The sequence below is a fragment of the Streptomyces coffeae genome (assembly GCF_016741875.1).
GTDB lineage: Bacteria > Actinomycetota > Actinomycetes > Streptomycetales > Streptomycetaceae > Streptomyces > Streptomyces coffeae.
In genome coordinates this window covers 71,992-89,313 of record NZ_JAERRF010000010.1, presented here as the reverse complement: position 1 = coordinate 89,313, position 17,322 = coordinate 71,992, and the positions used below count along the sequence as shown (strand labels likewise).

The window sequence follows — 17,322 nt, the reverse complement described above, 5'->3', positions numbered from 1 at the left end:
GTCAGTCCTCCGGGTAGCGCCTCGGGGTCCAGACGAGCTCGGTGCCGTCGCCGCGGCGCACCGTGCGGGTCTGGGACGAGCCGATCAGCAGGATGGTGCGCATGTCCACCTGGGCCGGGTCCAGATCGGCCAGGCGCACGATGCGGACCCGCTCCTGCGGGCCGCCCACGTCCCGGCCCATCACCACCGGCGTGTCGGGCGCGCGGTGCTCCAGGAGGAGTTCGCGCGCCTTGCCGACCTGCCACACCCGGCTGCGCGAGCCGGGGTTGTACAAGGCGAGCACCAGGTCGGCCGCGGCCGCGGCGCGCAGCCGCTCGGCGATGACCTCCCACGGCTTGAGCCGGTCGGACAGGGAGACCACCGCGTAGTCGTGGCCGAGCGGGGCGCCCGCGCGGGCGGCGGCCGCGTGGGCGGCCGTCATCCCAGGGAGCACCCGCACCGGCACCTCGCGGTAGGGGTCCTGGGACGCGGCCTCCAGTACGGCGGTGGCCATGGCGAACACACCGGGGTCGCCGGAGGAGACGACGGCGACCCGCCGCCCGCGCCGGGCCAGCTCCAGGGCGAATTCGGCGCGCTCGGCCTCCACCTTGTTGTCGGAGGCGTGCCGCCGCTGGCCCGGCCGCCGCGGCACCCGGTCCAGATAGGTGGTGTAGCCGACCAGGTCCTCGGCGGCGGCCAGCTCGCCGCGGGCCTCCGGGGTGAGCCAGAGCGGACCGGCCGGGCCGAGGCCGACGACCACGACCTCACCCGGGACCGCCGAGTCCCGTGTGTCCGCCTCGCCCGGTGCCGCCGGTGCCACGCCGACCCGGCTCGGCAGCACCGCCACCGAGAAGTACGGCACCGTCGCGGGGTCGACCTCGGCCAGGGGTGCGGTGCGCTCCGCGTCCATCGTGGCGCGCTCGACGTACCGTGCGTCCGCCAGCCGCCCCGAGCGTTCCAGCGCCCGCCGTACGGTCGGGAAGGTCCGGCCGAGCTTCATCACGGCCGCGGCGTCCGCCGAGGCGAGCCGCGCCGTCAACTCCTCCTCCGGCAGGGTGCCGGGAAGGACCGTCAGCACCTCCTCGCCCTCCACCAGCGGCGCACCGATCCGCGCGGCCGCGGCGCTCACCGAGGTGACCCCGGGGATCACCTCGGTGGGATAGCGGTCGGCCAGCCGCTTGTGCATATGCATGTAGGAGCCGTAGAAGAGCGGATCGCCCTCCGCGAGCACCGCGACCGTGCGCCCCGCGTCCAGATGGGCCGCGAGCCGGGCCGCCGCGTCGGCGTAGAACTCCTCCATCGCGCCCCGGTAGCCGCCGGGGTGGTCGGTGGACTCGGTGGTCACCGGGTAGACCAGCCGCTCCTCGATATGGTCGGGCCGCAGATGCCGCTCGGCGATGGAACGCGCGATGCTCCGGCCGTGCCGGGCGCTGTGGTACGCGATGACATCGGCCTCGGCGATGACCTCCACCGCACGTACCGTCATCAGGGACGGGTCGCCGGGGCCGAGCCCCACACCGTAGAGCCGGCCCTGCTGCTGCTCGCTCACTCTGCCTCGCTCGCTATCGCGTTGACCGCGGCCGCGGCCATGGCGCTGCCACCGCGTCGGCCGCGCACCACCAGATGGTCAAGCGCCGCCGGATGTCCGGCCAGCGCCTCCTTGGACTCGGCCGCGCCGATGAAACCGACCGGCACCCCGATGACGGCGGCCGGGCGCGGCGCGCCCTCCTCGATCATCTCCAGCAGCCGGAAGAGCGCGGTGGGAGCGTTGCCGACCGCCACCACCGAACCCTCCAGCCGGTCCCGCCACAGCTCCAGCGCGGCGGCGCTGCGCGTGGTGCCCATCCGCCGTGCCAGCTCCGGCACATCAGGGTCCGACAGGGTGCACACCACGTCGTTGCCGGCGGGCAGCCGCTTGCGGGTGACACCGCTGGCGACCATCTGCGCATCGCACAGGATGGGCGCGCCGGAGCGCAGCGCGGCGCGGGCGCGGGAGACCACCTCGGGCGAGTACCCGAGGTCCTGGACCAGGTCGACCATGCCGCAGGCGTGGATCATCCGCACCGCGACCTGGCTGACGTCGGCGGGGAGGCCGCCGAGATCCGCCTCGGCGCGGATGGTGGCAAAGGAGGCGCGGTAGATGGCCGCCCCGTCCTTCTCGTAGTCGAACACTGTGCCCTCGATCATCTCGTTCCGCGGGCCGCCGCCACGGCGTCGGCCACCTGCTCTGCTGTCACGTCCACGCCGTCCGGGTCCTCGGACGCCCCCGTCGTGTCCGGTGCGCCCCGTACGGTGATCCGGTAGCCCACGCCGGTCGCCAGCGCGTCCACCCAGCGGCCGCCGGGGTGGCCGCAGCGCCGTTCACAGCCGGAGAAGTACACCGGCAGCGGAACGGTACGGGGCTCGCCGCTCGCCACCGCGCTCGCCACCGTCCGCCCGGCGTCGGCCCGCACATCGGCCAGCGACTTGGCACATCCGGGCAGCCCGGTGCAGGCGCCGACGCCCAGCCAGGGTGAGCGGGGATCGGTCACCAGCCCGGCCGCGGCCAGTTCGGCCGCCGCGGTCCGGCCGTCCTCCGGGGTGAACCCCGGGAGCACCACGCCGCGCCAGGGTGTCACACGCAGTTCGTCCGTCCCGTCCCGGGAGGCGAGCGCGGCGAGCAGCCGCCACTGCGCGGCGCTCATCCGGCCGAGCGGGACGGCCACGGACAGGGTGTGGCGCCCGTCCGGCCCGGCCACCGGTCCGGGTGCGGGCCCGGGTGCGCTGTGCGCCCCCTCCGGTCCGCCTGCGATGTCCGGGTCCGGTCCGAGGGCGATGCCCGCCTCGGCGAGCCGTGCCGCCAATCCCTGGGCCATCACGGCGTGTTGCGGGGGAAGGTCCCGAACCCGCCAGGCCCGGATGCCGCTTTCCTCCGCTCTCGTCAGGAATTCCAGGGCCGCCAGCGCGGCGGCGCGCGGCGCGTCCCCGGCCGCCGTGACCCGCAGGACGGGGCCGGTCGCACCCGCGGATCCGGCCGAGCCCATCCGCAGTACGGCCCCACCGCCGGGTGTTGCGAGCAATGTCACATCGGCGCCCAGGGCGGCCACATCGCCCCGCCCGTCATCCAGCGCGAACAGAAAACGCCCCGACAACCCCGACAACCCCGACAAGCCCGACAACTCACCGGATCCGGCCGTACAGAGCAGGGTGTCCAACTCCCGTGCCCAGGCGGGTACGTCGGCATGTCCGGCGCCGTCCAGGCCGCTCAGCGGTGACGCCACGATGTTGCGCACCCGGTCGTGTGCGTCCGACGGCAGCAGCCCGGCCGTCCGCAACCGGTCCGCCAGCCGTGCCCCGCACCCCTCGGCCAGGCCCCGCAGCTGGAGGTTGCCCCGGGAGGTGAGCTCCACCCGGCCGTCGCCCAGCTCCTCCGCCACCTCCGCCAGCGCCCTCGCCTGACGACCCGTCAACAACCCGCCGGGCAACCGGATACGAGCCAGTGCGCCGTCGTGCGCCGGGTGCAGCCGCAGTGCGCCGGGGCATGCGTCATCGCGCCCGCCGCGATCCACAGCGACCGTCCGGTCCCCGGCGGAGCGGGCCCGGACACCGGCGGCGGGCGTTTGATCCCCAGGCGGGACGGTTGTCGGGGGGAGGGGCATGGCGGCGAGCATACCGACGATTCCCCGGCCCTCTCCGTCCCGTGGCAGGTCAGCAACGCTTACTATGCTCAGCGGCGGGCCATCCCGGCTCGCCGGACGCAACTGACGGCGTCAGGGGAGGAAGCCGGTGCGATTCCGGCGCGGTCCCGCCACTGTGAGCACGGCAGCAGCCGCGCGAGCCAGGAACTCCCGCCGTCTTCAACCCGCCCGGGGCGCGGACCCCGAGGAAGGCGCTGAGCCATGATTCTGCTGCTGTCGACGTCCGACACCGACCTGCTCAGTGCCCGTGCCGCCACGGGCCCGGTGCCGTACCGCCTGGCCAACCCGGCCCGGCTCGCACTCGACGACCTCCCCGGCCTGCTCGAGGGCGTCGACCTCGTCGTCGTACGGCTGCTCGGCGGTCTCCGCGCCTGGCAGGAGGGGCTGGACATGCTGCTCGCGGGCGACCGCCCGGTGGTGGTCCTCACCGGCGAACAGGCCCCGGACGCCCAGCTCATGGAGGCGTCCACGGTCCCGGTCGGTATCGCCGCCGAGGCACACGCCTACCTCGCCCACGGCGGCCCCGGAAACCTGGCCCAGCTGGCCCGCTTCCTCTCCGACACCGTGCTGCTCACCGGCCACGGCTTCGAACCGCCCGCGCCCGCCCCCACCTGGGGCCCGCTGGAGCGCACCGCGCGCACCGGCACCGGCCCCACCGTCGCGGTGCTCTACTACCGCGCCCACCACATGAGCGGCAACACGGCCTTCGTCGAGGCCCTGTGCCGGGCCGTGGAGGACGCCGGAGGCCGACCGCTCCCGCTGTTCGTCGCCTCGCTGCGCGCCCCCGAGCCCGAGCTGATCGAGGCCCTCGGCGCGGCCGACGCGGTCGTCACCACCGTGCTCGCCGCCGGTGGCACCCGGCCCGCCGACGCCTCCGCGGGCGGTGACGACGAGGCATGGGACGCGGGCGCGCTCGCCCGGCTCGACGTCCCCGTGCTCCAGGCGCTGTGCCTGACCGGTTCGCGCACCGCCTGGGAGGAGAACGACGAGGGGCTCTCCCCGCTGGACGCCGCGACCCAGGTCGCCGTCCCCGAGTTCGACGGCCGGCTCATCACCGTGCCGTTCTCCTTCAAGGAGGTGGACGAGGACGGTCTGCCCGTCTACGTCGCCGACCCCGAGCGCGCCGCGCGTGTCGCCGGGATCGCGGTACGACACGCCCGGCTGCGCCACATACCCGCCGCCGACAGGCGCCTCGCGCTGGTGCTCTCCGCCTACCCGACCAAGCACTCCCGGATCGGCAACGCGGTCGGCCTCGACACCCCGGCCAGCGCCGTCGCCCTGCTGCGCCGGCTGCGCGCCGAAGGCTACGACCTCGGCCCCGAGGAGGGCCCGGACGCGGTCCCGGGCCTGGTCTCCGGCGACGGCGACGAACTGATCCGCGCCCTCATCGACGCGGGCGGCCACGACCAGGAGTGGCTGACCGAGGAGCAGCTCGCCGCCAACCCGGTCCGCGTCCCCGCCGCCGACTACCGCCGCTGGTACGCCACCCTGCCCGAGGAACTGCGCGAGGCGGTCGAGGAGCACTGGGGCCCGCCGCCCGGCGAGATGTTCGTCGACACCAGCCGCAACCCGGACGGCGACATCGTCCTGGCCGCGCTGCGCCACGGCAACCTGCTGATCGTCATCCAGCCGCCGCGCGGCTTCGGCGAGAACCCCATCGCCATCTACCACGACCCCGATCTGCCGCCCTCCCACCACTACCTGGCCGCCTACCGCTGGATGGCCACCCCGCAGGCCGACGGCGGCTTCGGCGCCGACGCCATGGTGCACCTGGGCAAGCACGGCAATCTGGAGTGGCTGCCGGGCAAGAACGCGGGCCTGTCCGCCGCCTGCGGTCCCGACGCCGCGCTCGGCGATCTGCCGCTGATCTACCCGTTCCTGGTGAACGACCCGGGCGAGGGCACCCAGGCCAAGCGCCGGGTCCATGCGACCCTGGTCGACCATCTGGTGCCGCCGATGGCCCGCGCCGACTCCTACGGCGACATCGCGCGCCTGGAGCAGCTGCTCGACGAGTACGCCGCCATCTCCTCGATGGACCCGGCCAAACTGCCCGCCATCCGCGCCCAGATCTGGACCCTGATCCAGGCCGCCAGGCTGGACCACGACCTCGGTCTCGAGGACCGCCCCGACGACGACGGCTTCGACGACTTCCTGCTCCATGTCGACGGCTGGCTGTGCGAGGTCAAGGACGCCCAGATCCGTGACGGTCTGCATGTCCTCGGCGCCGCCCCGACCGGCCCGGCACGCGTCAACCTGGTGCTGGCCATCCTGCGCGCCCGTCAGATCTGGGGCGGTACCACCGCGCTCCCCGGACTGCGCGAGGCGCTCGGACTGGACGAGTCGGCCGCCACCCGCACCGGCGCGGACGAGGCCGAGGAGCGCGCCCGCGCCCTGGTCGAGGCGATGGAGGACGCGGACTGGGCCCCGGAGGCGGTCGAGAAGGCCGTCCTCGCCCTGCCCGACGAGCAGCGCGCCGCGGTCACCCCGATCCTCGACTTCGCCGCCCGCGAGGTGGTGCCGCGGCTGGCCGCCACCACCGACGAGATCGACCACGCCGTGCATGCGCTCGGCGGCGGCTTCGTCCCGGCGGGCCCGTCCGGCTCCCCGCTGCGCGGCCTGGTCAATGTGCTGCCGACCGGCCGCAACTTCTACTCCGTCGACCCCAAGGCCGTGCCCAGCCGCCTGGCCTGGGAGACCGGTCAGGCGCTCGCCGACTCGCTCCTGGAGCGCTACCGCGCGGACAACGACGGCCAGTGGCCGACCTCCGTCGGTCTTTCACTGTGGGGCACCAGCGCGATGCGCACCTCCGGCGACGACGTGGCCGAGGCGCTGGCGCTGCTGGGCATCCGCCCGGTGTGGGACGACGCCTCGCGGCGGGTGACCGGGCTCGAGCCCGTCACCCTCGAGCAGCTGGGCCGCCCGCGCATCGATGTCACCCTGCGCATCAGCGGTTTCTTCCGGGACGCCTTCCCGCATGTCGTCGGGCTGCTGGACGACGCCGTACGGCTCGCCGCCTCGCTCGACGAGCCCGACGAGGACAACTACGTACGGGCGCATACCCGGGCCGACCTCGCCGCCCACGGCGACGAGCGCCGCGCCACCACCCGGATCTTCGGCTCCCGCCCCGGCACCTACGGCGCCGGGCTGCTCCAGCTGATCGACAGCCGGGACTGGCGCACCGACGCCGACCTCGCCGAGGTGTACACGGTCTGGGGCGGCTACGCCTACGGGCGCGGTCTCGAGGGGCGTCCGGCCCGCGAGGAGATGGAGAGCGCCTACCGGCGGATCGCGGTCGCGGCGAAGAACACCGACACCCGTGAGCACGACATCGCCGACTCGGACGACTACTTCCAGTACCACGGCGGCATGGTGGCCACCGTGCGCGCGCTGAAGGGCACCGCGCCCGCCGCGTACATCGGCGACTCCACCCGCCCCGAGACGGTCCGCACCCGCACCCTCCACGAGGAGACGTCCCGGGTCTTCCGCGCCCGGGTGGTCAACCCCCGCTGGATCGAGGCGATGCGCCGCCACGGCTACAAGGGCGCGTTCGAGCTGGCCGCGACGGTGGACTACCTCTTCGGCTACGACGCCACCACCGGCGTGGTCGCCGACTGGATGTACGACAAGCTGGCGCAGAGCTATCTGCTCGACCCGGAGAACCGCGCGTTCCTGGAGGAGGCCAACCCCTGGGCGCTGCACGGGATGGCCGAGCGGCTGCTGGAGGCCGAGAGCCGGGGGCTGTGGGCGGAGCCCGACCCGGAGGTGCTGGAGCGGGTACGGGAGCTCTACCTCGAGACCGAGGGCGGGCTCGAGGGCGCCGACGACTGAGCCGTACGCGCCGCCGGGAGGCCGTCGGCGCGGGTGCACGGCGGGGGCCGGTTCACGGGGACCGGCCCCCGCCGCGCTGCGGTGGTCCGGGCGCGGCGCGCCCGGCGTGGCTCAGTTGCCCGACGGCCGGGCGGCCGCGCGGACCCGGTCCGGCCAGGGCGGGCAGTTCACCAACTCGGCCCACTCACGGTCGTAGCGCCCGGGGATCGCGCGGCCCGCGGACGCCCAGCGCTCGACCAGCGCCGCATAGATCGGTACGGATGTTGACTGGTGAACGGTCTGATGAACCGTTCCGCCGCCTTCGGTGCTCCGGTCCAGCGCTCTGCTCGGCTGCGAGAGAGAACGGCGTCGCATCGTCGTCGTCATATTCGGCCAACGCGCCACATCCCGTCAGGTCACTTCCCCGGCGCCGAGCTCACCCGCATCGGCGTGGCTTCGCACACCCGTCCGGCGGTGTCCACATTTCGGTATGACAATGAAAAGCGTTGCCGCCTTCAAAAAGAGAGAATTGATGAGCCATAAACTCTCTTGATAACCGTGTCCATTGCAGCCTTTGGTGAATTCGCCTCCGGGCTGTTTCAATTGCGCTGTCCCGAAGGCGATCCGAGGAGGAGCGGGTGGGCGCTCATACGCATGGGCACGGCGAGGGCCACGACGGGCACGCACATGGGGTGGCGGAGAACGCCGACCGCCGGTGGCTGTCCCTGGCACTGGCGCTGATCACCTCATTCATGCTGGTGGAAGTGGTGATCGGGGTGATAGCGCGCTCGGTGGCGCTGCTCTCCGACGCCGCCCATATGCTCACCGACGCCGCCGCCATCGTGCTCGCGCTCATCGCGATCCGCCTCTCCGCCCGGCCCGCGCGCGGCGGTTACACCTATGGTCTCAAGCGGGCGGAAATCCTTTCCGCGCAGGCGAATGGACTTTCTCTGCTGCTGTTCGGTCTGCTGCTGGGATATGAGGCGGTGGAGCGGCTTGTCGACCCGCCCGAGGTGACCGGCGGGCTCACCCTGATCACCGCACTGGTCGGGGTCGCGGTGAACATCGCGGCGACCTGGTGCATGTCGAAGGCGAACCGCTCCTCGCTCAATGTGGAGGGCGCCTTCCAGCATGTGCTGAACGACCTGTACGCCTTCATCGCCACCGCCATCTCCGGACTTGTCGTGGTGACGACCGGCTTCGCCCGCGCCGACGCGATCGCCGCGCTCGTTGCGATCGCTCTGATGCTCAAGGCCGGGGTGCAGCTGGTACGGGCCTCCGGCCGGGTGCTGCTGGAGGCGGCACCCGCCGGGGTCGAGCCGGACGAGGTGGGCAATCGGCTGGTGTCCCATGACGAAGTGGTCGAGGTGCATGATCTGCACGTCTGGCAGATCACCTCGGGGGAGGTCTCGCTCTCCGCCCATGTGCTGGTGGCACCCCTCGGCGACTGCCACGCGGTGCGCCAGGGTCTCGAAGAGGTGCTGGAGCGGGAGTACGGCATCACCCACACCACCCTCCAGGTCGACCACGCCGACGAGCACACCTCGCCGCCGCAGAGCCTCGGCGGCCACTACGACGCCGGGGCCCCGCGGGCGGAACACTGCCTCACCGCCCACGGCCCGGTGCACCGGGCCGCGCCTGACGACCACTGACCGTACGGGTGGTCAGCGGTGGGGGCGGTCGGCCGGGTCCACGTTCTCCAGCCGGACCGGTGGCAGGAACTCGGTCAGCAGGGTGCGGTGCCACCAAGCCCCACTGGCGTGCCGCTCCTGCCGGGTGGTGAAGCGGTACAGATACAGCTGGGCCCGCACATGCGAGGGCGGGGCGTCGGGGAACGGGCAGACCCGCAGCAGCTTCAGCGTCGCCCGGTCGTTCACCAGCAGCTTGGCCACCAGTGGCGAGAACCACGACCCGGCGTAGGCCGGTGAGATCCCGGCGAACCACATCATCCAGTCCAGCCGCAGATGGTACGGGGCGAACTGGCGTGGCATCCGCCGTACATCGCCTGGTTTGCCGCGGAACTCATACTCCTTCCACACCGTGGCCGGGGTGATCACCCGTTCGTCGGTGCCCTCGATCACCACCTCCTGGCGGCTGCGGTTCACACTGCCGAAGGCCCCGTAGGTGTTGACCAGGTGGAGCGGGTTGAAGGAGTAGTTCATCAGCTGACGGCCGGACAGCAGATTGCGGGCCGGCCAGTAGCTGAGCACCAGCACCAGCGCGGTGGCGGCCAGCACCACCCCCTGGTACCAGACCGGGGGAGCGGCCGGATGGGGCGGCTCGGGCAGCGGAAGCACCCCGGCCGCGAGCCGTCCGTCGACCGCGGACAGCGCCAGCAGGATCGTCAGCCAGTTCAGCCAGGAGAAGTTTCCGGAGGCCACCAGCCACAGCTGGGTCAGCACAATGATTCCGGCGGCCACACTGGCGACCGGCTGCGGGGTGAACAGCGCCACCGGCACCACCAGCTGCGCCACATGGTTGGCCGCCACCTCCGCCCGGTGCAGGGGCTTCGGCAGATGGTGGAAGTACCAGCTCAGCGGCCCGGGCATGGGCTGGGTCTCATGGTGGTAGTACAGACAGGTCAACTGCCGCCAGCACCGGTCGCCCCGGATCTTGATCAGCCCGGCGCCGAACTCCACCCGGAACAGCAGCCAGCGCAGCAGCCACAGGACGAGCACGGGCGGCGCGGTGTCCGCGTTGCCCAGGAAAACGGCGAGGAACCCCGTCTCCAGCAGCAGCGACTCCCAGCCGAAGCCGTACCACACCTGGCCCACGTTGACGATGGACAGATACAGCAGCCACAGCACCAGCCAGGCCGCCATCGCCGCCCCCAGCGGTACCCGGTCCGCGGCCCCGGCCAGCAACGCCGCCGAGAGCGCCACGCCCAGCCAGCCGCAGACGCCGAAGAACCGGTCGGAGTAGTGCAGATGGAAGAGGCTGGGCGACTCCCGGAACGGCACCCGGGCCACGAACCGCGGCACCGGTGTCAGCCCCCGCGCGCCGATCAGCGCACGTCCCTGGCCGACCGCCACCAGAAAGGCGATCAGGTAGACGGCGGCCAGCCCCCGCTGGAAGACCAGACGGCTCAGCCAGTAGCCGGTTGAGGTGAACCACTCCATGGGGGCCGCTCCTCGGGCCTGTCGCTGCCTCGGCCTGTGGGTAGGCCGGTGAGCTCAGCCGGAGGACGGTACCACCGGCCGCCAGGGTGCGAACGGGCTCGCGCCACGTGGCAGCAGCCCCGCCAGCTCCGGGCAGTGCCGAAGGATCACCGAACTCATGCTCCCCTTCTCCACCCAGTCCAGCCCCAGGGGCGTGTACACCTCGGGCCGGAAGTCCGCGGTGAGGAAGCGGTCGCTCTGGATCCGCCGGGTGGCCATGAGCAGGAAGATACGGAACGCGGTGTCGCTGAAGCCGAAGCCCTCGGGCGGGTTCTCCGCGAACAGCCCCACCATGGTGTCGATCTCGTCGACCGAACCGTAGACGTCCTCGAGCCGGGCGGCGGTGTCGGGGTCGGCGGCCAGTTCCCCGAAGGAGCGGATCCGCGGTTTGTGCAGCCCGGCCCGGAAGTCGTTGTAACGCGGCACCCCCCGGCGCCGGGTGCGCACCAGATCGACCACCGACAGATCGATGATCTCGCCGTCCCGCTCGAAGCGGCGCAGCGCGCGGGGGAAGTTGTTGAGGGTGATCGCGCCGGGGTGGGCGATACCGAAGGAGTACAGGGTGCTGGCGAGCCCCGTCTTGCGCAGCACCACCTCCGCCGCCGGGCCCCGCACCTGAGGGAAGTCCAGCGACTCCAGCCGCTGCCCGAAGCGGTGGTCGCAGAGTTCGACGTCGTCCGGGAGCAGCGGATGCATCCGGTAGACGGTCACGAAGTCCTCGGTGAGCGCGTACGGGACACCGTGGTGTTCCGGCACGGTGCGGGGGATACCGCCCAGGGCGTTCGCCTCGACCAGCCACAGCCCGAGTTTGCTCAGCCAGCGGTCGGGCGGGCCCTGCCAGTTGGTCTTCAGGCCGATGTCGATGACCTCGGTGGCGAGGATGGCCGGGGTCCACTCCACGGTATGGATCTTGGCGATGAGCGCGGAGACCACCAGACGGGCGGTGTGGTACACCGCGTCCTCGCTCATCGCCGGGTAGGTGCGGCGCAGCGCCTCGCAGACCGCGTTGTGCTCACGGGCGAAGAGGGTGTGCATGACGCTCAGGCCCAGCCACCAGCTCTGGGTGAAGCCGGTCAGCGGCACCCCGCCCGCGCCGAGCGGCAGATGGCCGTCCTCCAGGCGCAGCGCTGCGCCCCCGCCGGGCTCGCGCAGTGAGGTCGCGGTCCGCTCGTCGCCGCCGTACACCTCCGAGCCGTCCCACCAGTGGGAGGCGGTGTTGGCGAAGAGGATCGGCGGCCGGTCGCCGGGCAGGTCGATGCCCTCGTTCTCGGCGAACCGCATCACCTTCTCGGCCCCTCCGCCGGGGGTGTTGTGCCAGGTGGCGCCCGGTGGCAGCGGGACCTCGACCGTTCTGCCACCGGCCGGACAGCGGCGGTGGTCCACCCAGTCGTGGACCTGGAACTGGATCCACGCGGCGGCCAGGACGTTGAGCGAGGTGGCGGGGATGAAGCGCTCCCGGGCCAGCAGGGTGTCGCTGACGGTGACCGGGTTCGGGACGTCGAACAGATCCGGCCGGTAGACCGGCGGGAGGTTGCGGCCGAAGGCGGCGCCCACCGCGCCCATCCCCGGGGCGGACAGGTCGTTGTACGAGCCGTCGTAGGAGCGCCGGGTGCGCAGCTGCTCATCAAGCTGCGCGGGCGCCGGGTCGGGGCGCGGCGGGGCCTGGCGCATCTCGGGGTCGATGAGGTTGAACCGGCGCAGGGTCTGCCGGAGCGCCACCAGGTTGAGCAGGCCCAGCGGGACCGGCAGCCGGTGCCAGGGCACATAGCGGTTGACCAGTCCGAAGGCCGCCCGCATCGGCACTCCGAGCAGGGTGTTGTGCCATGGCTCGGGGCTGGTGAAGCGCAGTCCGAGGCGGTGTGCGGCGGCGGCCTCGTACGCGGCCTTGCGGGCCCGGTTGAGATTGCCCAGCGGCCGGAACTCCTCGGTGGTGTGCCAGGGGTTGAACGCCAGCTGCTCGACGCGGCGAGCGGCGGAGCGGGCGTCGGCGGAGTCCAGGTCCTGGCGCTCCACGGTCAGCAGGGCGACCGGCACCACGGGGGCGTCGCTCTCCAGCCACTCCACCGATCCGTCCTCGACCGGTGTGCGGCGCTCGTCCCGGTAGCGCTGTACGCACAGCTCGAAGGCGATGTCACCGGTGGCGAGCCGGAGCGCCAGCTCATGGCGGAGATAGTCGGGGTCACCGCGGTCGGGCGGGGGAGCGGGGGTGCCGCCGGGCGCGGGGCGCAGCTGATAGCGGACCGGCCCCGCGTCGCCCCACAGGATCGCGCCCCGGCTCCAGAAGGTCTCCCGGGCCAGTGAGCCGACGGTGTGCCGGGTGGCGGTGCGCACATTGCGGCGCATCCGGTCCGCGGTGCCCCAGCCCACCGCCAGCGGCAGCCGGACGAAGAGCCCGAAGGCCTGCTCGACGCTGCTGGTCGCGCCCGCCATGGCCTTGGCGAACGCCACGAACTCCCGGGCGTCGGCGGCATGGGACACAGGGAAGCTGGTGGCCAGCAGATCGTGGGTCTCCTCGGGCCCGGCCTGCACCCGGACCGCCATCCCGCGCAGATCGGGCGAGGCGTCGGGGCGCTCGGTGCCGCCGGCGTTGGACAGCCGCACCACGGCCGGGTACTCGGCGCCCGGCCGGGCGTAGCCCACGCACAGGTCGGGCGGGAGGTCGTCGTGGAACCGCAGCCGGGCGTTCTCCACGCCGAGCGCCGCCTTGGCGTGGAAGGTGCGCAGCAACTGGGTGGCGCCCGCGGTGTCCCGATGGGTGCGCTGCACCCGCATCAGCTCGTCCGCCAGTTTGTCGAAGAGCACCCGTTCGGCCTCCGGGCTGCCCCCCTCGTACGCCTCGTAGGGCCCGGGTGCCGGGGGTGCCGCCGCGTCGTGCCCGTGACTCCGTACGGACTGCTCCTGCTGTCCGGTGTCGACCATGGGAACCTCTCCGCGCGGGGATGAACACGACATAGGGAACAAAAGGAGACAGTAGGGGAGGGTGCCCGAGGACGCAGCCCGGAGCGGTTGCGAGGGTGGCCGCCTCCGGCGGCGCGACCGACGTGGCCCTGCGGCACACTGGGGGCATGCCGGAACTGCCCGAGGTGGAGGCCCTCGCCGGGATCCTGGCCGAGCGTGCCGTCGGCCGGGAGGTCGACCGTGTGCTCCCCGTCGCGGTGAGCGTGCTCAAGACCTACGATCCGCCGCTGACCGCCCTCGAGGGCCGGACCGTCACGGCGGCGCGGCGCCACGGCAAATTCCTGGACCTGGCCACCGACGGACCCCATCTGGTCGTCCATCTCGCCCGCGCGGGCTGGCTGCGCTGGAAGGACGGCCAGCCCGAGGTCCCGCCGCGCCCCGGCAAGGGCCCGCTGGCGCTGCGGCTGGTCCTGGCCGGTCCGGAGCGCTCCGGCTTCGACCTCACCGAAGCCGGCTCGCGCAAGGGGCTGGCGGTGTACTGCGTACGCTCCCCCGAGGATGTCCCGGGGATCGACCGGCTCGGCCCGGACCCGCTGGACGGCTCCTTCACCCCCGAGGCGTTCGCCGGACTGCTGCGCGGCGTACGCCACCGGATCAAGGGGGTGCTGCGCGATCAGAGCGTCATCGCCGGAATCGGCAACGCCTACTCGGACGAGATCCTGCACGCCGCGAAGATGTCGCCCTACCGGCTGGCCTCCGATCTCGGCGAGGAGGAGATCGCCGCCCTGTACGAGGCGATGGACACCACGCTGCGCTCGGCCGTCGAGCGGTCCCGCGGACTGGCCGCCGGAGACCTCAAGGCGGAGAAGCGCAGCGGGATGCGGGTGCACGGGCGCACCGGCGAGCCGTGCCCGGTGTGCGGGGACACGGTCCGCGAGGTGTCCTTCAAGGACTCCTCGCTCCAGTACTGTCCCACCTGCCAGACCGACGGCAGACCGCTTGCCGACCGCAGAATGTCCCGACTGCTCAAATAGCTCACAAGAGCGGTCAGTTGACAACACCCTCTTGACCCGAGCGAGTCAACCCCGCCATATGGTGGCCATGACCACAGCCCTGATCATCGGTGGCGGCATCGCCGGCACGGTGACCGCGATGGCCCTGCACAAGGCCGGGATCGACGCGGTCGTCCACGAGGCATATCCCCATGTCGCTGACGCCATCGACACGGGTGCGTTCCTCGTCGTCGCGGCCAACGGCCTGGAGGCGCTGCGCACGATCGACGCCCATGGACCCGTGCTGGACCACTCCTTCGCGGTCGGCCATGTCGACTTCATCAGCAACACCGGCAAACGGCTCGGCCGCAAGCCGATGTCCGGCTCGGAGGACGGCGGTCCCGGGGCCCGCACCATCAAACGCGCCACCCTGGTCCGGGTGTTGCGCGAAGAGGCGGTGCGCCGCGGGGTGCGCATCGCGTACGGCAAACGGCTGCTCGCCGCCCACACCAGCCCCGACGGTACGGTCGTCGGCTCCTTCGCCGACGGCGGCCGGGCGGTGGCCGATGTGCTCATCGGCGCCGACGGCATCCACTCCCTGATCCGCCGGACCATCGACGCCGGTTCGCCCCGGCCGCGCTACACCGGGCAGCAGACCGTGTGCGGCTACGCGCGTGACGTCCCCGCGCCCCCGGACCCCGACACCTACACCATGGTCTTCGGCAAACAGGCGTTCTTCGGCTGCACCACCGCGCCGGACGGCGAGATCTGGTGGTTCACCAACGCCCCTGCCTCCGAGCTGCCGCAGGAGGAACTGGCCGCCGTCACTCCCGGGCAGTGGCGCGAACGGCTCACCGGGCTGTTCACGGCGGACCAGACCGCGGCCGCCGGGATCATCGGCGCCACCGGCGAGAACATCATCGCCACCGGCGCCTACGACATCGTCTCCACCCCCACCTGGTCCTCGGACGGAATGGTCATCGTGGGGGACGCGGCACACGCCTGCGCTCCCAACGCCGCACAGGGCGCCTCCCTCGCCATCGAGGACGGGGTGGTGCTCGCCAAGTGCCTGCGCGATCTGCGCCGCCCACGCACCGCCTTCGCCGCCTACGAGGCGCTGCGCCGCGAGCGCGTCGAGAAGGTGGCCCAGTCCAGCGCGGGCATGGCCCGCCGCACCGCCCCCGGCCCGGTCAAACGCGCCCTGCGCGACGCCACACTGCCCCGGCGGCTGGACCGGGCGGGCGGCACCGCCACCACCGACTGGCTGACCGGCTACCGCATCGACTGGGACGAGCCCGTCGACGGCGAGACGGCGGCCCGCAAACGCCGCTGACCCCAGCGCCGCCTCCGGGGGAGTGGCCGGTCATCGTCCCCGCGGCCGGGGCCACCCGCCAGGCAGGTTTGGCCCCGGCCCGCACGGGCACTTGGAACCCTCTGGTTCCGTACGCCCGGGAGTCCCCGTGAGCCCAGTACGCATCGTGATCGTCGGTGCCGGTTTCGCCGGTTACCAGACCGCCCGTACGCTCTCCCGCACCCTGCGCGACGCGGCGGAGATCGTGCTGATCAACCCCAATGACTACTTTCTGTATCTCCCGCTGCTGCCCGAGGTGGCCGCCGGAGTGCTCGAACCCCGACGGGTCTCGGTCTCCCTCACCGGCACCCTGCCGCATGTCCGGCTGATGCTCGGCGAGGTGCACTCGGTCGACCTCGCGGGCCGCCGGGTCGAGTGGGAGGACCCGGAGGGCAACCGCGGCGAGATGGGCTACGACCGGCTCGTCCTCTCCGTCGGCAGCGTCAACAAGCTGCTGCCGATCCCCGGCGTGGCCGAGCACGCCCACGGCTTCCGCGGAATGCCCGAGGCCCTCTATCTGCGCGATCATGTGACCCGCCAGATCGAGATGGCGGGCACCACCGAGGACCCTCGGGAGCGCGCCGCCCGTCGCACCTTCGTGGTGGTCGGCGCCGGTTACACCGGCACCGAGGTGGCCGCCCACGGGGTGCTGTTCACCGACGCGTTGGCCCGGAAGAACACCGCGCTGCGCCATGCGCCCCCGCCCCGCTGGGTGCTGGTCGACATCGCCCCCCGGGTCCTGCCGGAGCTGGACGAGCGGCTGTCCCGCACGGCCGACCGGGTGCTGCGCAAACGCGGGGTCGAGGTCCGCACCCGCACCACCGTCAAGGAGGCCACCTCCGAGGGGGTGCTGCTCGACGACGGCGAGTTCATCAACACCCGCTCCCTGATCTGGTGCGTCGGGGTGCGCCCCGATCCGCTGGTGGAGGACCTGGGTCTGCCCACCGAACGCGGCCGGCTACGGGTGGACCAGTACCTCGCCGTACCCGGCCATCCAGAGGTTCTGGCCTGCGGCGACGCCGCCGCCGTGCCCGATCTGACCCGGCCGGGCCAGTTCACCCCGATGACCGCGCAGCACGCCCAGCGCCAGGGCAGGACCGCGGCCCACAACATCCTGGCCTCCCTCGGCCACGGCACGCCCCTGCCCTACAAACACCACGACCTGGGGTTCACAGTGGACCTCGGCGGAGTGCAGGCGGCCGCCGACCCGCTGCACATCCCGCTGGCCGGGCCGGTCGCCAACGCCGTCACCCGCGGCTACCACCTGATGGCCATGCCCGGCAATCGTGTCCGCGTGGCCGCCGACTGGCTGCTCGACGCGACGCTGCCACGCCAGGCGGTGCAACTCGGAATGGTGCCCTCCTGGGCGGTCCCGCTGGACACCGAGTCCCCCGAGATCGCCCGGACGGCCCGCGCGTCCGGCCGCTGACCGCCCCGACGCCGACAGGGGCCGACAGGGA

At 72.7% G+C, this 17,322-nt stretch carries 11 protein-coding genes and 1 riboswitch; of the genes, 5 read left to right on the top strand and 6 right to left on the bottom strand.

Translation table 11 applies throughout. The features are described from left to right. Nucleotide 1: 1 nt before the first annotated feature. Genes JK363_RS18995 through cobG form a run of 3 tightly spaced genes read right to left on the bottom strand, consistent with a single transcriptional unit; the run spans nt 2 to nt 3,617 of the window. The gene (locus JK363_RS18995) at nt 2-1,528 is read right to left on the bottom strand and encodes a precorrin-2 C(20)-methyltransferase (protein ID WP_201876125.1); all 1,527 of its coding nucleotides are present in this window, start codon (nt 1,526-1,528) and stop codon (nt 2-4) included. Further along, nucleotides 1,525-2,166, bottom strand: coding sequence for a precorrin-8X methylmutase (locus tag JK363_RS18990; protein WP_201876124.1), 642 nt, complete (start codon nt 2,164-2,166; stop codon nt 1,525-1,527). Before JK363_RS18990 ends, JK363_RS18995 begins: the two co-directional genes overlap by 4 nt. Further along, nucleotides 2,163-3,617, bottom strand: a complete 1,455-nt coding sequence (cobG, locus tag JK363_RS18985; protein WP_236075933.1) for a precorrin-3B synthase — start codon at nt 3,615-3,617, stop codon at nt 2,163-2,165. The genes JK363_RS18990 and cobG overlap by 4 nt, the downstream gene beginning before the upstream one ends. A gap of 117 nt (nt 3,618-3,734) precedes the next feature. Next, nucleotides 3,735-3,806: riboswitch (cobalamin riboswitch) on the top strand. A gap of 51 nt (nt 3,807-3,857) precedes the next feature. Here cobG and cobN point away from each other — a divergent pair. Continuing rightward, nucleotides 3,858-7,484, top strand: a complete 3,627-nt coding sequence (cobN, locus tag JK363_RS18980) for a cobaltochelatase subunit CobN (RefSeq protein WP_201876122.1) — start codon at nt 3,858-3,860, stop codon at nt 7,482-7,484. 111 nt (nt 7,485-7,595) lie between these two features. On the opposite strand, the gene JK363_RS18975 is transcribed toward cobN, so the two are convergent. After that, the gene (locus JK363_RS18975) at nt 7,596-7,838 is read right to left on the bottom strand and encodes a hypothetical protein (RefSeq protein WP_201876121.1); all 243 of its coding nucleotides are present in this window, start codon (nt 7,836-7,838) and stop codon (nt 7,596-7,598) included. Nucleotides 7,839-8,101: 263 nt separating this feature from the next. On the opposite strand from JK363_RS18975, the gene JK363_RS18970 reads away from it, so the two are divergent. Beyond that, nucleotides 8,102-9,115, top strand: a complete 1,014-nt coding sequence (locus JK363_RS18970; RefSeq protein ID WP_307821782.1) for a cation diffusion facilitator family transporter — start codon at nt 8,102-8,104, stop codon at nt 9,113-9,115. 12 nt (nt 9,116-9,127) lie between these two features. Here JK363_RS18970 and JK363_RS18965 read toward each other — a convergent pair whose 3' ends face one another. Then, nucleotides 9,128-10,582, bottom strand: coding sequence for a lipase maturation factor family protein (locus JK363_RS18965; protein ID WP_201876120.1), 1,455 nt, complete (start codon nt 10,580-10,582; stop codon nt 9,128-9,130). Between the two features lie 54 nt (nt 10,583-10,636). After that, on the bottom strand, nt 10,637-13,540 hold the full coding sequence (locus tag JK363_RS18960; RefSeq protein ID WP_201876119.1) for a peroxidase family protein: 2,904 nt from the start codon (nt 13,538-13,540) through the stop codon (nt 10,637-10,639). A gap of 146 nt (nt 13,541-13,686) precedes the next feature. Between JK363_RS18960 and JK363_RS18955 the strand changes: the two genes are divergently transcribed. The 3 genes from JK363_RS18955 to JK363_RS18945 all read left to right on the top strand — a co-directional run bounded on the left by JK363_RS18955 (nt 13,687) and on the right by JK363_RS18945 (nt 17,291). Then, nucleotides 13,687-14,553, top strand: a complete 867-nt coding sequence (locus JK363_RS18955; RefSeq protein WP_201876118.1) for an Fpg/Nei family DNA glycosylase — start codon at nt 13,687-13,689, stop codon at nt 14,551-14,553. 67 nt (nt 14,554-14,620) lie between these two features. After that, a complete protein-coding gene (locus JK363_RS18950) occupies nt 14,621-15,844 on the top strand; it encodes an FAD-dependent monooxygenase (RefSeq protein WP_201876117.1) in 1,224 nt (407 codons plus the stop codon). Nucleotides 15,845-15,971: 127 nt separating this feature from the next. Beyond that, on the top strand, nt 15,972-17,291 hold the full coding sequence (locus tag JK363_RS18945) for an NAD(P)/FAD-dependent oxidoreductase (RefSeq protein ID WP_201876116.1): 1,320 nt from the start codon (nt 15,972-15,974) through the stop codon (nt 17,289-17,291). The last annotated feature ends 31 nt before the right edge of the window (nt 17,292-17,322 follow it).

Coding starts and splice junctions, on each gene's coding strand:
- JK363_RS18990 (WP_201876124.1), bottom strand. CDS start 2,166: ATGATCGAGGGCACAGTGTTCGACTACGAGAAGGACGGGGCGGCCATC.
- cobG (WP_236075933.1), bottom strand. CDS start 3,617: ATGCCCCTCCCCCCGACAACCGTCCCGCCTGGGGATCAAACGCCCGCC.
- cobN (WP_201876122.1), top strand. CDS start 3,858: ATGATTCTGCTGCTGTCGACGTCCGACACCGACCTGCTCAGTGCCCGT.
- JK363_RS18975 (WP_201876121.1), bottom strand. CDS start 7,838: ATGCGACGCCGTTCTCTCTCGCAGCCGAGCAGAGCGCTGGACCGGAGC.
- JK363_RS18965 (WP_201876120.1), bottom strand. CDS start 10,582: ATGGAGTGGTTCACCTCAACCGGCTACTGGCTGAGCCGTCTGGTCTTC.
- JK363_RS18960 (WP_201876119.1), bottom strand. CDS start 13,540: ATGGTCGACACCGGACAGCAGGAGCAGTCCGTACGGAGTCACGGGCAC.
- JK363_RS18955 (WP_201876118.1), top strand. CDS start 13,687: ATGCCGGAACTGCCCGAGGTGGAGGCCCTCGCCGGGATCCTGGCCGAG.
- JK363_RS18950 (WP_201876117.1), top strand. CDS start 14,621: ATGACCACAGCCCTGATCATCGGTGGCGGCATCGCCGGCACGGTGACC.